This is a genomic window from Actinomyces urogenitalis DSM 15434 (assembly GCF_000159035.1).
Taxonomy (GTDB): Bacteria; Actinomycetota; Actinomycetes; order Actinomycetales; family Actinomycetaceae; genus Actinomyces; species Actinomyces urogenitalis.
Genome location: NZ_DS999575.1, coordinates 444,716 through 461,673 on the forward strand (window position 1 = coordinate 444,716; position 16,958 = coordinate 461,673).

The 16,958-nt window shown below is 69.2% G+C and carries 10 protein-coding genes and 1 pseudogene; 3 read left to right on the forward strand and 8 right to left on the reverse strand.

From position 1 onward, the window contains the following. Positions 1–819: tetratricopeptide repeat protein (locus tag HMPREF0058_RS07780; protein ID WP_006549220.1), on the forward strand; the 819-nt coding region annotated here is incomplete at its 5' end. 150 nt (positions 820–969) lie between these two features. Here HMPREF0058_RS07780 and HMPREF0058_RS07785 read toward each other — a convergent pair. The 8 genes from HMPREF0058_RS07785 to glgX form a co-directional block, all read right to left on the reverse strand. Further along, a complete protein-coding gene (locus HMPREF0058_RS07785; RefSeq protein ID WP_006549221.1) occupies positions 970–3,336 on the reverse strand; it encodes a glycogen/starch/alpha-glucan phosphorylase in 2,367 nt (788 codons plus the stop codon). Positions 3,337–3,531: 195 nt separating this feature from the next. After that, positions 3,532–3,672 (reverse strand): hypothetical protein, encoded by a 141-nt coding sequence (locus tag HMPREF0058_RS12780; protein ID WP_006549222.1) that lies wholly within the window; start codon positions 3,670–3,672, stop codon positions 3,532–3,534. Between the two features lie 233 nt (positions 3,673–3,905). Continuing rightward, positions 3,906–4,637: a hypothetical protein gene (locus HMPREF0058_RS07790; RefSeq protein ID WP_006549223.1), complete on the reverse strand. Its 732-nt coding sequence runs from the start codon at positions 4,635–4,637 to the stop codon at positions 3,906–3,908. Between the two features lie 603 nt (positions 4,638–5,240). Further along, a complete protein-coding gene (gene glgB, locus HMPREF0058_RS07795) occupies positions 5,241–7,484 on the reverse strand; it encodes a 1,4-alpha-glucan branching protein GlgB (protein WP_006549224.1) in 2,244 nt (747 codons plus the stop codon). After that, complete coding sequence (locus HMPREF0058_RS07800) at positions 7,481–9,043, reverse strand: phosphotransferase (protein WP_006549225.1); 1,563 nt, start codon at positions 9,041–9,043, stop codon at positions 7,481–7,483. The genes glgB and HMPREF0058_RS07800 overlap by 4 nt, the downstream gene beginning before the upstream one ends. Further along, positions 9,040–11,022: an alpha-1,4-glucan--maltose-1-phosphate maltosyltransferase gene (locus HMPREF0058_RS07805; RefSeq protein WP_231550214.1), complete on the reverse strand. Its 1,983-nt coding sequence runs from the start codon at positions 11,020–11,022 to the stop codon at positions 9,040–9,042. The genes HMPREF0058_RS07800 and HMPREF0058_RS07805 overlap by 4 nt, the downstream gene beginning before the upstream one ends. Positions 11,023–11,349: 327 nt before the next feature. Beyond that, on the reverse strand, positions 11,350–12,477 hold the full coding sequence (gene trpS / locus HMPREF0058_RS07810) for a tryptophan--tRNA ligase (protein WP_006549227.1): 1,128 nt from the start codon (positions 12,475–12,477) through the stop codon (positions 11,350–11,352). Positions 12,478–13,308: 831 nt separating this feature from the next. Then, positions 13,309–15,639, reverse strand: coding sequence for a glycogen debranching protein GlgX (gene glgX, locus HMPREF0058_RS07815; protein WP_006549228.1), 2,331 nt, complete (start codon positions 15,637–15,639; stop codon positions 13,309–13,311). Between the two features lie 193 nt (positions 15,640–15,832). Between glgX and HMPREF0058_RS07820 the strand changes: the two genes are divergently transcribed. Further along, the gene (locus HMPREF0058_RS07820) at positions 15,833–16,645 is read left to right on the forward strand and encodes an electron transfer flavoprotein subunit beta/FixA family protein (protein WP_034236090.1); all 813 of its coding nucleotides are present in this window, start codon (positions 15,833–15,835) and stop codon (positions 16,643–16,645) included. A 45-nt stretch (positions 16,646–16,690) separates the two neighbouring features. Next, positions 16,691–16,958, forward strand: a pseudogene (locus HMPREF0058_RS12785) (hypothetical protein); the annotation flags it as partial.

Below are 16,958 nucleotides of genomic sequence, written 5' to 3' on the forward strand. Positions count from 1 at the left end.
CCGGCCCCGCTCGTGGTCGATATTGACGCCACGAACCTGCGTGACGTTGCTGAGGTCTCCACGCAGGTGCCGGTGGTCGTGGTTCTCCACACCCCGCGCTCGCAGGCCTCCACCGAGTTGGCGTGTCTGCTGGAGAAGCTGGCCACCGAGTACGGCGGCCGCTTCGAGCTGGCGAGGGTCGACGTCGACGCCGCCCCTGAGGTGGCGCAGGCCCTCCAGGCCACGGCCGTGCCCACGGCGATCGCCCTGCTGGCTGGCCAGCCCATGCCGTTGTTCCAGGGCGCCATGCCCGAGGACCAGCTGCGCGGGTTGCTTGACCAGCTCCTGCAGGTGGCTGCGGCCAACGGCGTGACCGGGCGCGTCGCCGTCGACGGTGCGCCCGAGGCTGAGCCGGCCGAGCCGGAGGAGACCGAGGTGGAGCGCGAGGCCCGCGAGGCGATTGAGCGGGGTGACTTTGACGCCGCGATCGAGGTTTACGACCACGCCATCGCCCAGAACCCCGGCGACGATCAGCTCAAGGTTGCGCGTGACCAGATCCGGATGCTCGCGCGGATGGACGGCAAGGACCCCAACGCGCTGCTGGCTGCTGCTGACGCCGACGGGGCCGACGTCGAGGCGCAGCTGGCCGGTGCCGACGCCGCGCTGGCGCTGGGGGACGTCAACGGTGCCCTGGGGCGCGCCCTGGAGGCCGTGCGTTCCCACAGCGGGCAGGAGCGGGAGACGGCGCGTGTGCGGCTGCTCCAGCTCTTCGACGTCATCGGGCAGCAGACCCCTGAGGTTGCCCGGGCGCGCCGCCAGCTGGCCACGCTGCTGTTCTGAGGCCTGTGCTCTGGCCTGACACCTGAGTTCTAGTCAGACCTGGGATCTGAACCGACCCTTCATGTGAGAGACCGGCACCTACAAGCTCTGTAGGTGCCGGTCTCTCACATGAAGGGTCGGTCTAGAGGCGATCTAGACGCGGCCAGTGGATCAGGCGATCGGCTCCGGGGTCAGCTTCCACACCTCGCGGGCGTAGTCGCTGATCGTGCGGTCGGAGGAGAAGCGGCCCGAGCGGGTGATGTTGATCCAGGCCTTGCGCTGCCAGGCGCGCTGGTCGGCGTAGTCGGCCGCCATACGGTCCTTGGCCTCGCGGTAGGCCGCGAAGTCGCCGAGCACGTAGTAGACGTCGGCCGGCTCGTGGCTGGGCTCGAGCAGGCTGCGGCGCAGGTCGGCGAACCAGCCCGAGCCGTTGTCGTGGAGCGTGCCGTCGGTCAGGGCGTCCAGGACGCGCTTGAGGCCGGGGACCGTCTGGTAGGTGGCTACCGGGTCGTAGCTGGCGCGCAGGGTGGGCAGCTCGTCGTCGGTGGCGCCGAAGATGTAGGCGTTGTCCTCACCCACGGCGTCCAGGATCTCGACGTTCGCCCCGTCCAGCGTGCCCAGCGTCAGCGCCCCGTTCATCATGAACTTCATGTTCGAGGTACCCGAGGCCTCCTTACCGGCCATCGAGATCTGCTCGGAGACGTCGGCGGCCGGGATGATGTGCTCAGCCGGGGAGACGTTGTAGTTGTGGATGAAGACGACCTTGATCGTCTGGGAGACCACGGGGTCGTTGTTGACGAGCTCAGCGATGGCGTTGATGAGCTTGATGATGGCCTTGGCCCGGATGTAGCCGGGGGCGGCCTTGGCACCGAAGATGAAGACGCGCTTGGGCACCTCCAGCGTCGGGTCCTCCTTCATCCGGAAGTACAGGTCCAGGATGTACAGGGCGTTGAGGAGCTGGCGCTTGTACTCGTGCAGGCGCTTGATCTGGACGTCGAAGACGGCGTCAGGGTCGATCTCCACGCCCTCGCGAGCGGCCACCCAGGCAGCGAAGTCCACCTTGTTGGCGTGCTTGACCTGCGCCAAGCGGTCCAGGACGGTCTCGTCTGCGGCGTCGGTGTACTGAGCCAGGATGGACAGGTCCCGCACCCACTCGTCCGAGCCGGTGACCTCGTCCAGCAGGGCGGACAGACGCGGGTTGCACTGGCGCAGCCAGCGGCGCGGGGTCACGCCATTGGTCTTGTTATTGAAGCGCTCGGGCCAGATCGCGTGCCACTGCTTGAGGGTGTCACGCTTGATGATCTCGGTGTGCAGCGCGGCCACGCCGTTGATGGAGTAGGAGGCGTAGCAGGCGATCCAGGCCATGTGGACCATGCCGCCGTGGACCGGGGACATGTAGTCGATGGTGCCCTCGTCCACGCCGCGCTCGGCCAGATCCAGGCGGAAGCGACGGTCGATCTCGTAGATGATCTCCAGCACGCGCGGGAACAGGCGCTCGAAGATGGAGATCTCCCAGGTCTCCAGGGCCTCGGCCAGCACGGTGTGGTTGGTGTAGGCGAAGGTCTTGGTGACCTCGGCCCAGGCGTCGTCCCAGCCCAGGCCGTGCTCGTCCATGAGGATGCGCATGAGCTCGGGGATGGCGAGCACCGGGTGGGTGTCATTGAGCTGGATGGCGTTGTAGTCGGAGAATCCGCGCAGGTCCTCACCGTGGTGGGTCACGTAGTTCTCGACGATCTCCTGCAGGGAGGCGGAGCAGAAGAAGTACTGCTGGCGCACGCGCAGGAGCTTGCCCTCGTAGGTGGTGTCATTGGGGTAGAGGACGCGGGAGATGTCCGCGGTCCGCTCGCGCTCGACGATCGCGTCGGTGAAGCGCTGGGAGTTGAAGGCGTCGTAGTCGAACTCCTCCATGCTCTCGGCCTTCCACAGGCGCAGGGTGCCCACGTTCTTCGTGCCGTAGCCGGTGATCGGCATGTCGTAGGGGATGGCGCGCACGGTCAGGTCGTTGTAACGGACGATGCGCTGAGCCTCCTCACGACGGATGACGAAGGGGTAGCCCTCCTCCATCCAGGCGTCGGGGTGCTCGGTCTGGAAGCCGTCAGAGAAGAGCTGCTTGAACAGGCCGTAGCGGTAGAGGATGCCGTAGCCGGCCACCGGCAGGTCCAGGGTGGCGCAGGAGTCAAGGAAGCAGGCAGCCAGGCGGCCCAGGCCTCCGTTGCCCAGTGCTGCATCAGGCTCCTGCTCCAGGACGTCGCTGAGGTTGCGGCCGAAGGAGTCCACGGCCTTGGCGGCCTCGTCAACGAGCCCGAGGTTGGTCAGGTTGTTGAGCAGGGCGCGTCCCATGAGAAACTCGGCGGAGAAGTAGTGCTCCATGCGGCCGGCCCGGTAGCGCTGCTCGGTGGCGTACCAGTTGTCCGCGATGGCATCGACGACGGCGGCCGACAGCCCCTGCCAGACCTCCATCTCCGTGGAGGCGCCAGCGGGGTGCCCGGAAACCGCCCGCACCTGAGAGGGCACGGTGGAGGCCAGGTTCTGCGTCATTGTCTATCCCTTGTCCATACGACGGATGAACGTTGCTGAAACTGCTTGCAGCAACGTGTACAGCCTACCTGCTGTGGCTGAAATCTGCCTGGGCACAAAGCCTGGCCGACGGCGAAACTCCACCGGACGGCGTCGGCGCCAGCTCCTCCTGACGGCGAGTGTGCAGGTGCGTGGGTGAGGGGCCTGACCAACCTGCTAGCTCGCGTAGGAGTAGGACAGCGCGAAGCTGGGCTGGCCCGAGGAATCCATGGTCATCGTGCCGGTGACGGTGAAACGCAGGTTGATCCTGGGTGGGTTGGGGTTGGCGTCTGTCGCGATCTCCTGGACCTCGATCACCGCCTCGTCCGTGGTGAAGCGGGAGCCCGAGGTCGAGACGATCTTGGTGGGGGTCTGCGTGGTCTTGAGCCAGTACAGGCTCGTGCTACGGACCTCGGTGGGGCAGGAGGCGGTGAGGTTCGCGGCGTCCTTGACTGAGCCACAGGTGTTGACGAAGTCGACCGCCGCCGCCAGCGCCTGGGACTCATACCTGCTGACGTCAAGGGTCTGGGAGGATCCGGCGTCCGTGGAGGTCAGGGAATCACCGCTGGTGGAGCCGTTGGAGCCGTCAGACGAGCTGGATCCGCCGGAGCCGGAGTCCAGCCCCAGCTCGTGGTCTGCGTCGATGAGATGGCGTCTGGCTGCGCTGCTGCCTGGACAGGGATCGTGTCCTCGATGCCCGCGTTGCTGAGCGTGAGGGAGTAGAGGGCCGGATAGACGAAGTAGGTCAACGTGCTGTTGGTATCGAGGTAGCTTGAGCCGCCACTGAAGACGTAGTAGTCGATCCCTCCCGTGGCAATACTCATCTGGCTGACCATGGGGGTGCGGATCTCCCAGTGATCGAGGATCCCCAGGGTCTTGCCTGTGCGCACCACCTCGAAGTCGAAGCGGTAGGAGGCCCCGTCCAGGCTGTAGCCGACGCTGACCACGGCCTGCGCGCCGTCGGGGGCCTGCGAGGTCCAGACCCGGTCGATCGTGATGCGGGAGTCGGCGTTGAGAAGGTAGCTGTCGCGCAGGTAGGTCAGGTCTACGTCCCCAGAGTCCATGAGGGGAATCATGTCGGTGGCATCATCTGCCCGGCCATCAGCGATCGCCTCGACGTAGTCACGGACAAGGGCCTCGGCGGTGTGCTGGGACTTGGCCCACCACAGCCCTCCGCCAGCCAGGATGAGGATGAGGAGGAGGGCGCCGAGCGCGATCGCGACGATGGTGCCCGAACTCGGGCGGGAGGACGGGCGAGCCTGACCGGGTTGGCCCGGGTACATGGGTTCGGCGGGCTGTCCGGGTTGGCCCGGCTGCCCTGGTTGACCCGGCTGCCCGGGCTGGAACGGGGCACCTGACTGCGCAGGCTGGCCTGGCATCCCTCCCTGTCCCGGAGCCCCCGGGAAGCTGGACGGTCTTGCGGGACCTGGCGCCTGCGCCGTCGAGCCTGGGGCCGTGGCGGCCGACGGCGTGAAAGCGGGGGGCTGACGAGGCTGAGCTGAGCGGCTGGAGCCGGGCCGGAGCGCCTGCTGGTCCAGGAGCGGTCGGTGCGGTCGCGGCGTTGTGTGAGCTCAGAGGAAACGGTGCCGCCTGAGACGGAGTGGCGCCGGGGGAGGCCTGGCTGCCTGATGCTGCTGATGGCTATGGGGGCTGTGTCATCTCGGCACGATCTTTCGCGTCAGTCGTGACTGTGCAGGTGGTGGGAAGGGATGGAAGCTGGGGAGGAGGCCGAGTGGACGGAGGAGAGGAGGGGGTGGGGGGAGGACGGGGAGAGAACAGGAAGAGGGCGGGGACGGGGGAGAGGAGCGAGAAGACCTGGCGGGGGCGGTGGGTCGGGGCAGACCGGTCGGGGCCGGGAGACGTGCTCCCGGCCCCGAGTATCGGTCTTAGTCCCTGCTAGGACGCAGGAAGATCGCCCCCATCGGGGGAACGCGCAGGCGCACCGAGGCCGGTCGGCCGTTCCACGGCAGCTCCTCAGCCTCGACGTGCCCGAGGTTGCCCACGCCTGAGCCGCCGTAGTCCACGGCGTCGGTGTTGATGACCTCGTCCCAGCCTCCGGCGAAGGGCAGCCCCACGCGGTAACCCTCGTGCGGGGTGCCGGCGAAGTTGACGATCGCCACCACCAGGTCCGCCCGGCCATCCGGGCCGACCCCCTTGCGCAGGTAGGACAGGACGTTGTGGTCCCCGTCCCCGGCCTCGATCCACTCAAAGCCGCGGTGGGAGAAGTCATCCGCCCACAGTGCGGGTGAGTCCTGGTAGAAGGCGTTGAGATCACGCACCAGGTGGAGCAGGCCCTGGTGGCCCGGATCATCCAGGATCCACCAGTCCAGCGAGTTCTCCGCGTTCCACTCCGCACCCTGACCGAACTCCTGGCCCATGAAGAGCAGCTGCTTGCCCGGGTGAGACCACTGGTAGGCGTACAGGGCCCGCAGACCGGCCAGCTCCTGCCAGGGATCACCCGGCATCTTCGACAGCAGCGAGCCCTTGCCATGGACGACCTCGTCGTGGCTGAGCGGCAGGACGAACTGCTCGGAGAAGGCGTAGACCAGGGAGAAGGTCAGCTCTCCGTGGTGGTAGCGCCGGTTGATCGGCTCCTCCGCCAGGTAGCGCAGGGTGTCATTCATCCACCCCATGTTCCACTTCAGCCCGAAGCCCAGGCCCCCGTACTCGGTGGGTGCGGTCACGCCCGGCCATGCGGTGGACTCCTCGGCGATCATGACGATCCCCGGGTTCTTGCGGTAGGCGGTGGCGGTGGCCTCCTGCAGGAAGCTGATGGCCTCCAGGTTCTCCCGGCCACCGAACTGGTTGGGGTGCCACTGGCCTTCCTTGCGGGAGTAGTCCAGGTAGAGCATCGAGGCCACCGCGTCCACGCGTAGGCCGTCAATGTGGAACTCCTGCAGCCAGTACAGCGCGTTGGCCACGAGGAAGTTGCGCACCTCGTTGCGCCCGAAGTTGAAGATGTAGGTGCCCCAGTCCGGGTGCTCCCCGCGCTGGGGGTCCGGGTCTTCGTACAGGGCCGTGCCGTCAAAGCGAGCCAGCGCCCACTCGTCCTTGGGGAAGTGGGCGGGCACCCAGTCCAGGATGACGCCGATGCCGGCTTGGTGGAGCCGGTCCACGAGGTACCGGAAGTCGTCAGGGGTGCCGAATCGCGCCGTCGGAGCGTAGTAACCGGTCACCTGGTAGCCCCAGGAGCCACCGAAGGGGTGCTCAGCCACCGGCATGAACTCCACGTGGGTGAAGCCGGCCTCCTTGACATAGGGCACAAGCTCGTCCGCCAGTCCCCGGTATCCCAGCCCCTGGCGCCAGGAGCCGATGTGCACCTCGTAGATGCTCATCGGGCCGGCGTGGGGATCGGCCTGGCTGCGCTGGTCCATCCACTCCTGGTCCTGCCAGGAGTGGAAGAGGTCCGTGACCACCGAGGCGGTGGCCGGAGGCACCTCGGTGGCTCGCGCCATCGGGTCAGCCTTCTGGTGCCACGAGCCGTCGGCGAAGCACAGCTCGTACTTGTAGCGGGCACCTACCCCCACGCCCGGGATGAACAGCTCCCACACGCCGGAGGAGCCGAGCGAGCGCATCGCGCTGGCCGTGCCGTCCCAGTAGTTGAAGTCGCCGACCACGCGCACGGCCCGGGCATTGGGGGCCCACACCGCGAAGGCGGTTCCCTCCACCTCGCCCATGGGACCGTTGTAGTGCTTGACGTGGGCGCCCAGCACCTCCCACAGCTCCTCGTGACGACCCTCGGAGATGAGATAGGTGTCCATCTCACCCAGCGTCGGCAGGAAGCGGTAGGGGTCATCCACCCGTGTGGTCTCCTCGCCGTAGGTCACGTCGAGGCGGTAGTCCGGGACCGTGTCCCCGGGCAGGACGGCAACCCACACGCCCTCCTGCTCGTGACGGGCCGGGTAGGTGCCGTCCTGGGTGACCACGGCGACGGCGTCGGCCAGGTGGCGCACGGTGCGCACCGTGACGCCGTCCTCGCCCACGTGGGCGCCCAGCACCCCGTGAGGGTTGTGGTAACGGGCGTAGGCCACGTCTGACAGGACCCAGGACTCGACGGGAACAGGCTGCACCCCGGCGGCGTCGGGGCCGGTCGGCAGGTCAGCAGCGTGGGAGGGCGTGACGTCGTTCATACCTCCACTCTCCCACGGGCAGAGTCCTTGGCGGGGGATTTTGTACCGATGATCTGTCTGATCCCAGCTAGCGGGATCGTCAGCCAGTCCGGACGGTTACGAGCCTCGTAGACGGCCTCGTACAGCGCCTTGTCCAGCTCCAGGGCCGCCAGCAGCACGTCGGCCCGGTGGCGGGCCGCGGCCGTGCCCGCCGGGCGCACCTGGCGGTAGCCGGCAGTAAAGGCCTCACGCACCGCCTCCAGCCACCGCGGGTCGCGAGCCTGGCCGACGGCGGCGGCGTAGTCGAAGGAGCGCAGCATCCCGGCCACGTCCCGCAGCGGCTGGTCAGGCCGACGTCGGTCAGCCAACGGACGCAACGGCTCGCCCTCGAAGTCCAGGACGTACCAGCGCCCCGGGTCCTGGTCCTCGTGCAGGGTCTGGCCCAGGTGGTAGTCGCCGTGCACGCGCGTGGCCATCTCCAGGCGGTCCAGTGCTGCGACGGCGTCCAGGACCTGGGCGACGTGGTCGGCTAGGCCCGGCAGCCGCTCCTGGAGGGAGGGAACCTCGGCCAGCGCCCAGTGGGCGCGCTGGGCCAGGCCCCGGCGCAGCTCAGCGGGGCTTGCCGGCTCGCTCACGCCCAAGGAGGCGGCCAGGTACGAGTGCATCTGCGCGGTCGTGGCGCCCAGGTCCCGAGCCAGCCCAGTGGCGAGCAGACGGCGTGACCCGCCTTCACCGTCGTCGCTTCCTGCCAGGGAGCAGAAGAGCTCGAAACCGTCCGTGGCCTGGGGGACGAAGGTGGTGGCCACGGCGCCGTCGGCGGTCGCGGCCTGGCCGTCCTGCCCGGTGCCGGGCAGCTCCAGGACGGACCAGGCCACCGGCGTGCGTACCCGGTCCCAGCCGCTGCGGGCCAGCGCCACCGAGACCTCGACGTCGGGGTTGCGTCCGGGGGCGAGCACGCGGAAGAGCTTGACGATGAGGTCGCCGGTGGCCAGGTCCTCGGGCGGGACAGCGGCCGGATCTCGCCCAGGGCCGGCCGTGGGCGCGGGCAGGATGACGCTCGTGTTCGACTGCTCCCCGGTGGTCACGTGCAGGCGCTCGGCGCGCTGGATGATCGCGGTGGCCGCCTGCTCGCTCAGCGTGGAGCCGGCGGCGATCGCAGCGGCGGCCCAGGCCTGCCAGAAGGCGGGGTGGTGGGGAGCGTCCACGATCGCGCTCGTGCCGTCCGCCAGGACGAAACCTGCCGCCTGGGCGTCCTCCTTGGGACCGGTCAGGCCGGGCAGCGCGTCGGCGTCCTCCGCCACGAGCGGGACGTGAAGGAGGACGTCCTCCACGCCGGTGGCTCCATCGGTTCCGGCGGCTGCGTCGCCTGTGGCACCTGTGGCGGCCTCGCCCTGGGAGGGGCGAGGCAGGGCCAGGACCAGGTCATGGACGCCGGGGGCCAGCTCGGCGTCGACCACCACGCGCGTGGTCGAGGCCTGCGGGGCCGGGCCGGACTTGAGCGGGAACCAGCGGCGCGTGGACGCCCAGGAGAGCAACTCGGGCAGGATCTGGGCGGTTCCCGGCCAGGGGCGCGGGCTCATCGCAAGGGCTCCACGTGCAGCACGTGGGCGGCTCGGCCGGCGTAGGGATCCAGCCGCACGTAGTTGACGGCTCCCCAGGCGAAGACCTCGCCGGTCAGCTCGTCGGTCACTCGCAGGCCACAGTCCGGCGGCAGGCCGAGCTGTGCCATATCGAGGTAGACCTGGCCCTCGCGCGCGTGGTGGGGGTCAAGGTTGACCACCGTGAGGACCACGTCATCGCGCCCGGTGGGTGAGTGAGCGGCCTCCACCCGCTTGGAGTAGGCGATGAGGGCGTCATCGCTGGTGCCGTGGAACCACACGTCCCGCAGCTGGCGCAGGGCCGGGTGGGCGGCGCGGGCGGCGTTGAGCCGGGTGAGCAGGTCCTCGATGCCGTTGGCCCGGGCCGCCGCGAAGTCGCGGGGCTTGAGTTCGTACTTCTCGTTGTCGATCTGCTCCTCGTAGCCCGGGCGCGGGGTGGACTCGGCCAGCTCGTAGCCGGAGTAGATGCCCCAGGTGGGGGACAGCGTGGCGGCGAGTACGGCCCGCAGCTTGAAGGCTGGCACCTTCCCGTTGGTCATGAAGGGAGTGAGGATGTCGTGCGTGGTGGGCCAGAAGGCCGGGCGCAGGACATGGGCGGTGTCCTGGGAGAGCTCGACCATGTACTCGGTCAGCTCCTCCTTGGTGTTGCGCCAGGCGAAGTAGGTGTAGCTCTGGTGGAAGCCGATCTTGCCCAGCGTGCGCATCATCGCCGGGCGGGTGAAGGCCTCGGCCAGGAAGAGCACCTCGGGGTGGGCGGCGTGGACCTCGCGCAGCAGCCGCTGCCAGAAGCTGAGCGGTTTGGTGTGGGGGTTGTCCACACGGAAGATCGTCACTCCGTGCTCGATCCAGGTCTCCACCACCTCGCGGATGGCCTGGTAGATGCCCTCCGGGTCGTTGTCAAAGTTGAGGGGGTAGATGTCCTGGTACTTCTTGGGAGGGTTCTCGGCGTAGGCGATCGAGCCGTCAGCGAGCACCGTGAACCACTCCGGGTGCTCGGTGACCCACGGGTGGTCGGGGGAGCACTGCAGGGCCAGGTCCAGGGCGACCTCCATGCCCAGCTCGTGCGAGCGCGCTACCAGGGCGTCAAAGTCCTCGAAGGTGCCCAGCTCGGGGTGGATGGCGTCGTGGCCGCCATCGGGTGAGCCGATGCCGTAGGGCGACCCCGGGTCACCCTCGCGGGCGGTCAGGGTGTTGTTACGACCCTTGCGGTTGGTCACGCCAATCGGGGAGATGGGCGTGAGGTAGAGGACGTCGAAGCCCATGGCGGCGATACGGTCCAGGCCCTTGATCGCCGTGCGCAAGGTGCCGGACGTCCAGTGCCCGTGCTCGTCCACGCGCGCGCCCAGCGAGCGCGGGAAGATCTCGTACCACGAGCCGGTCAGGGCACGGGGACGGTCCACCTGGAGGGGGTAGGTGGGTGACGGTGAGACGTAGTCACGCAGGGGCAGACGCTCCAGGGCCTCGGTGACCTCCGGGGCGATGCCGGCGCCTAGGCGCTCGTGGGTGGGACGGGCCTGGTCGCGCAGGGTGGCGGCGGCCAAGGTCAGGCGAGCGACGTCGTCGGCGGGGCGGCCGGGGACCTCGGCGGCGCGGGTGAGGACGCGAGCGCCCTCCTCCAGCATGAGGGCAACATCGATACCGGCCGGGACCTTGATCTCGGCATCGTGACGCCAGGTGGCATAGGGGTCAGACCAGCCCTCCACGCGCAGGCCCCAGTCTCCGGGCTCGTCCGCGGCCAGGCGGCCCTCGTAGCGGTCCAGGCCCGGGGCGATGTCCGCCATGCGCACGCTGGGGCCCTCGGTACCGTCGGGACGGATGAGGACCGCGGTGGCTCCGAAGCGGTCGTGGCCCTCGCGGAAGACCGTGGCACGTACAGGGAAGACCTCGCCGACCACTGCCTTGGACGGCCAGCGCCCGTCCTCGACCACGGGGAAGACCTCAGTAACCGGGATGCGCCCGATGAGGGAGAAAGGCGCCGGTTCCGGGGTTGGTACGGCGCAGGCCGGGGCGGTGGGAGCTGCCTGCCCCGCTGCGGCGGACGCGGCCGAGGGGCGCGGGCGAGCGCCGTGGCTGGTGGAAACGGACCGGGGCTTGGAACTGGTGTTGCGCGTCACAGGCACAAGGCTACCCGACGGTGCGCGCCCGCAGGTTCAGTATCACGACCCCGGGCGATCTGTTCGGGCAGGCCGGGGATCACCGCCGAATCAGCGACCCGATGACGTCATTCCAAGGGGGAGCGCTGGGCTGCTGCGGTGGCGTAGGCAAAACGCCCGGGATCGTGACAGCAGTCAGTAGTCCATGTGCATCGCGGTGCGCACGGCGTCCAGGGTCTGGCTCGCCACCGCGCGGGCGCGCTCGTTGCCGGTGTGGAGCACCTGCAGCAGGTAGTCCTCATTCGCCGCCAGCTCGGCCCGACGCGCACGGATAGGAGCGAAGAACTCGTTGACCGCCTCGGTGGTGACCTTCTTCAGGGTGCCGGCGCCGCCGTCACCGATGCGCTCGGCGATCTCCTCGGGCGTGCCCGCGCCGCACAGAGAGGCCAGCGTCAGCAGGTTGGCCACCTCCGGGCGGCCGACCGGGTCGTAGGTGATGACGCGCTCAGAATCCGTCTTGGCCTTCTTCAGCGCCTTGGCGGTCTCGTCCGCGCTCATGCGCAGCTCGATGGTGTTGTGGCGCGACTTGCTCATCTTCTCCCCGTCCAGACCCAGCAGCAGCGGGGCCTCAGACAGCAGGGCCTCGGGGCGGCGGAAGACCGGGTGCTCCTTGACCGCGCGCCCGTAGCGCTTGTCAAAGCGCTGGGCGATCAGACGTGCCTGCTCCAGGTGGGGGAGCTGGTCCTTGCCCACGGGAACGAGGTTGGCCTGGCAGAAGAGGATGTCCGCCGCCTGGTGAACGGGGTAGGTGAGCATGAGGCCGGTCATCGCCCGGCCGTCAGTAGCCTCCAGCTCAGACTTGACGGTGGGGTTGCGGTGCAGCTCGGACTCGGTGACCAGGGAGAGGAAAGGCAGCATGAGCTGGTTCTCCTCGGGCACTGCCGAGTGCGCAAAGATCGTGGAACGCTCGGGGTCTACGCCCACGGCCAGGGAGTCCGCCACCAGGGACAGGACGCGCTCGCGGATAGGACCCACGCCGTCGCGGTCCGTGATGACCTGGTAGTCGGCCACGAGGATCCAGGTATCCACACCGCGGTCCTGGATCTTGGCCCAGGAGTGCATGGTGCCGAAGTAGTGCCCCAGGTGCATGTTGCCGGTGGGGCGCACGCCGGTGAGCATGCGGTAGCGGCCGGGGTTGACGTCCAGGTCCGCCTCGATCTCGGTGCTGCGAGCCATGGAACGGGCGAGGGAGGCGCCAGAGGTGGCGCCGGCAAGCGCCTCCTCGGCCTTGGTGGGGGCGGTGGGCTCCGGAGTCTGCGTCATGGCGCCATCCTAGGCGAGGGCCCACCGGCTTCGAGCCGAGGGTCCCACGCTAGGGCTGATAGCGCACCGGCGCTGTGGGCCGTCAACGTGTCCTTTCCTGAGCCGCGCCATGATGGCGGCGTGGCTGGGTGATGGCTGCGTACCTGGGTGACGTCTGGCGCCCCACCGTCGCGATGGCGGCGTGTTTCGACGACTGCGGCGTGCTTTGGGTGACTGTGGCGTGGCTGCCGGCGGCGTGCCTGGGTGACCCCACCGTCCCGATAATGACGCGCATCGGTCATGGCGGCGTGCATCGGCGACTGCGGCGTGCTTTGGATGACTGTGGCGTGCTTTGGATGACTGTGGCGTGCCTGCCCACGGCCCGTGCGGGCAGCGGATCCTGCTTTGAGACGCACGGTTGTCGATTGCTACGTGCCCTGTTGATTGGTGCGTGCCTGCCAGCGCCTGACAAGTACGCACCAATCAGCAGAACGCCGGTCCAGTCAGCAAAGCACGCCCCAACGAGATGAAAGCACGCCGCTAGGTGGACTATGCGCGGCGCGAGGTCGGTGGTGGTAGGACGGGCAGGCGTCTGGAGGCGGGCTGGCTTCCGTGGGCAGGCGGGTGGCGGCAGGGCGGGCTGGCATCGGCAGGCAGACCAACGGCAGTAGGAAGAACCGGCGCCTGTGGCCGGGTCAGCGTCGGCAGCCTGCCGCAGGCAGACACCCTGCCAGGTCCGCTCCTCCTCGCAGCAGCATTTGCGACCTCCCACGGAAGAGCACTGAGCTGAGCTCCTCTCGATCAGCCCCGTTAGACCAGCCCCTCTAGACGAGCCCTTCTAGGAGAGCCCCTCTAGACGAGCTGCTCGCCGGACAGGTACAGCCGTAGGCTCAGCGCGTCCAGGGTCGTGGTGTCCCCGGGGCGGTCCTGACGGCAGTCTGTCATACCAGTCCGCGCGGCCTGCGCCTCCACCGAGGCCGCCACATGCGCCCGGCCGGCGGGCCCGCGCCCAACCCGGCGCGCCAGCGCGAAGGCTGAGGTGTGCGGGCGTGGTACCGCCCACGAGGAGTCCCAGGTCAGGTGCCAGTCGCGACCGTGCGCGCCAGGCAGCGTCACCTCCACCTGGTCCAGCGAGCCGTTGATGACCACGAGCAGGTCGTCATCGCCTACCGGGGCGCCCGAGCGCAGCATCTGGACCACGCGCGTGTGCGGGTTGTGCCACTGCGCGGTCTCCATCGCCTCACCGTCCCCGCGGTACCAGGCCAGGTCCGCGATCGTGTCCTCGCCCACCGGCTGACCGGTGGCGAAGACGGTCGGGCGCATGACGGGATGCTCACGGCGCAGCCGCAGCAGGTAGCGGGTGGTGGCCAGGATGTCACGCTGCCAGGTGGCCAGGTCCCAGTCGTACCAGGACACCGGCGAGTCCTGGCAGTAGGAATTGTTGTTCCCGCCTTGGCTACGGCCGATCTCGTCCCCGCCCAGCAACATGGGCGTGCCCGCCGAGACCAGCAGCGTGCCCAGCACATTGCGGGTGGAACGGCGCCGCAGCACCTCGATCGGGCCGCCGTCCATGCCCTCAGGCACCGGTCCCTCGAAGCCGTGGTTCCACGAGCGGTTGTCATCGGTGCCGTCGCGGTTGTCCTCCCCGTTGGCCTCGTTGTGCTTGTAGTCGTAGGAGACCAGGTCGCGCAGGGTGAAGCCGTCGTGGGCGGTGACGAAGCTGACGCTGCCCAGCGGTCCGCGGCCACCGGGGTACTCCCCACCGGAGAACAGGTCCGCGCTGCCTGACAGCCGCGTGGCCAGGTCCCGCAGATCCGAACCGGGCAGGCCCTTGGCCAGGGCGGAGACGTCAGAGAGCCAGAAGGAGCGCACGGTACCGCGGTAGCGGTCGTTCCAGTCGTGGAAGGGGTCGGGGAACTCACCGGTGCGCCACCCACCCGGCCCCACGTCCCAGGGCTCGGCAATGAGCTTGGCACGCTGGAGCACCGGGTCCGTGGCCATGCCGATCAGCAGGGCGTGGCGCGGGTTGAACTCCGAGCCCTCACGCCCCAGCGTCGCCGCCAGGTCAAAGCGGAAGCCGTCCATGCCGATCTCGCTGACCCAGTAGCGCAGGGAGTCCAGCGCCAGCTGGACGGCCCGGGTGGAGCGGAAGTCCACGGTGTTGCCGGTGCCTGTGACGTCGGCGTACTGGGCGGGGCGACCGGGGGAGTGGAGGTAGTACTCCAGGTTGTCCAGGCCACGCAGGCTCAGGCTCGGTCCGTCCACGCCCGACTCACAGGTGTGGTTGTAGACCACGTCCATGATGACCTCGAGCCCGGCCTCGTGGAGGATCGAGACCATGCCCCGCAGCTCGTCAAGCACGGCCTGCGGGCCGGCCTCGCGCGCGGCGGCGGTGGCGTAAGAGGCCTCGGGGGCGAAGTAGCTGAGCGTGGAGTAGCCCCAGTAGTTCGTACGCGAGTGCTTGAGGAGAAAGACCTCGGAGAAGGAGGCCTGGATGGGCAGCAGCTCGATCGTGGTCACCCCCAGGGAGGTGAGGTAGCTGATCGTCGCTGGGTGGGCCAGACCGGCGTAGGTACCGCGCAGCTCAGGCGGTACCCCGGGCATGTCATGGGTCAGGCCCTTGACGTGGGTCTCGTAGACCACGGTCTGCTCCGGCGCGGTGCGGGGGCCGGGCACCACCGGGAAGGCGGGTGGGCCGGTGACCACGCCGATGGCCACGTGCCCGGCGGAGTCCAGGGGTGAGGGCGTCATCGGCTGGGATAGCGGGCGCAGCTGCTCGTCGACCTCGTGGGCGAAGATTTCCGGGCCCAGCTGTGGGGCGCCTTCAAGCGCCCGGGCGTAGGGATCGAGCACAAGCTTGTTCGGGTTGGCGAGAACGCCCTCGTGAGGGCTCCACGGTCCGTGGACGCGGTAGCCGTAGCGCTGGCCTGCCCCCACGCCGGGGACGAAGGCGCCCCACGCCCCGCGCCCGGGCCCGTGCATGCCGATCCGCTCCTCAGCCAGGACGCGGCCGGTGCCGTCGGTGCGCAGCAGGCACAGGTCGACGGCGGTGGCGTGAGGGGCGACGACGACGAAGCTGGTCCCGTCGGCCTCGATGGTGGCGCCCAGGCGTGTGCGGTCGCGGGCGTCCTCGGGGCTGAGGGCTGCAGGCAGCACGGTGGGCGAGTCAGACATGCCTGTCATTGTCTCCGTAGTCCGTGGGACGAACAACCTGGAGGCAGTGCTGTGTCACACGTATGGCAGGTTGCGGGCCTTCTCATGGCCGGGCTCGTGGGCCAGGACCGGGCTCGGCCATGAGCGCGTCCGTGGGGTGCGGTGCGTCTCAAGCGGCCTCGGCCCCCTGGTGCTTGGGAGCGGGTATGGCAACCTTGGCTGCATGAAAATCGTCGTCTGCATCAAGCACGTCCCCGACGTCCAGTCCGATCGCCGCATGGAGGACGGGTTCCTCGTGCGAGGCGAGGAGGACGTCCTCAACGAGCTTGACGAGAACGCCGTCGAGGCTGCGGTGTCCCTGGTCGAGGAGCTGGGCGGTGAGGTCGTGGCCCTGACCATGGGTCCCGAGGACGCTGAGGACGGCCTGCGCCGCGCCCTGCAGATGGGGGCGGACTCCGGCGTGCTGGTGAGCGACGAGTCCCTGGCGGGGGCCGACGTCGTGGCGACCGCCCGCACGCTGGCTGCTGCGATTGCACGCATCGGTGGGGTGGACCCGGCCTCGCCGCGCGAGGAGGACCAGGCGGCTACCGGTGACGTCGACCTCGTCATCACAGGCATGGCCTCGCTGGACTCAATGACCTCGATGCTGCCCGGCGCGCTCGCCGCAGCCCTGGGCGTGCCGGCCCTCACCCTTGCCAGCGCCCTGGAGGCGAGCGACGACGGCGAGGTGCTCGTCACGCGTGCCACCGGCACCCTGCGCGAGGTCCTGGCCGCCCCGACCCCGGCGCTGGTCTCGGTGACGGACCAGGCCAACGAGCCGCGCTACCCCAACTTCGCCGCTATGCGCGCGGCCAAGAAGAAGCCCGTGGACACCTGGGACCTGGCCGAGCTGGGTCTGGAGGCGGGAGCCGGGCCGGCGATCGCCGTCGTCGACTCCGAGGCCCGACCGGCTCGCGAGGCCGGCATCATCCGCACCGACGCCGGCGAGGCAGGCCGTGACCTGGCCGCCTGGCTGGTGGACAACAAGCTGGTGTGAGCCGGGCGCGCCCCGCACACCCGCACGCGAGAGACTGAAGAAGCGATGACTGACATGCTCACTGACCCGATCCTCGTCCTGGTCGACCTTGAGGCCCCTGCTGACGCCCCCGGTGGCCTGGGGGCCGCCCAGACCACTGACACCCGTCCCACCGGCCCTGCGCTTGACCTGCTGGCTGGAGCCCGGCACCTGACCAGTGGGGAGGTCGTCGCCCTCGTGCTGGGAACGGTGGGTGCTGACGCCTCCGCCCTGCTGGCAGCAGCCGGCGCCACGCGCCTGCTCGCCGCCGAGCTGGAGGGGGCTCAGGCCCTGG

Excerpts from the sequence above, each read along its gene's own strand:
- HMPREF0058_RS07785 (WP_006549221.1), bottom strand. The coding sequence starts at position 3,336 with ATGACGCAGAACCTGGCCTCCACCGTGCCCTCTCAGGTGCGGGCGGTT.
- trpS (WP_006549227.1), bottom strand. The coding sequence starts at position 12,477 with ATGACGCAGACTCCGGAGCCCACCGCCCCCACCAAGGCCGAGGAGGCG.
- glgB (WP_006549224.1), bottom strand. The coding sequence starts at position 7,484 with ATGAACGACGTCACGCCCTCCCACGCTGCTGACCTGCCGACCGGCCCC.
- glgX (WP_006549228.1), bottom strand. The coding sequence starts at position 15,639 with ATGACAGGCATGTCTGACTCGCCCACCGTGCTGCCTGCAGCCCTCAGC.
- HMPREF0058_RS07820 (WP_034236090.1), top strand. The coding sequence starts at position 15,833 with ATGAAAATCGTCGTCTGCATCAAGCACGTCCCCGACGTCCAGTCCGAT.
- HMPREF0058_RS07790 (WP_006549223.1), bottom strand. The coding sequence starts at position 4,637 with ATGTACCCGGGCCAACCCGGTCAGGCTCGCCCGTCCTCCCGCCCGAGT.
- HMPREF0058_RS07800 (WP_006549225.1), bottom strand. The coding sequence starts at position 9,043 with ATGAGCCCGCGCCCCTGGCCGGGAACCGCCCAGATCCTGCCCGAGTTG.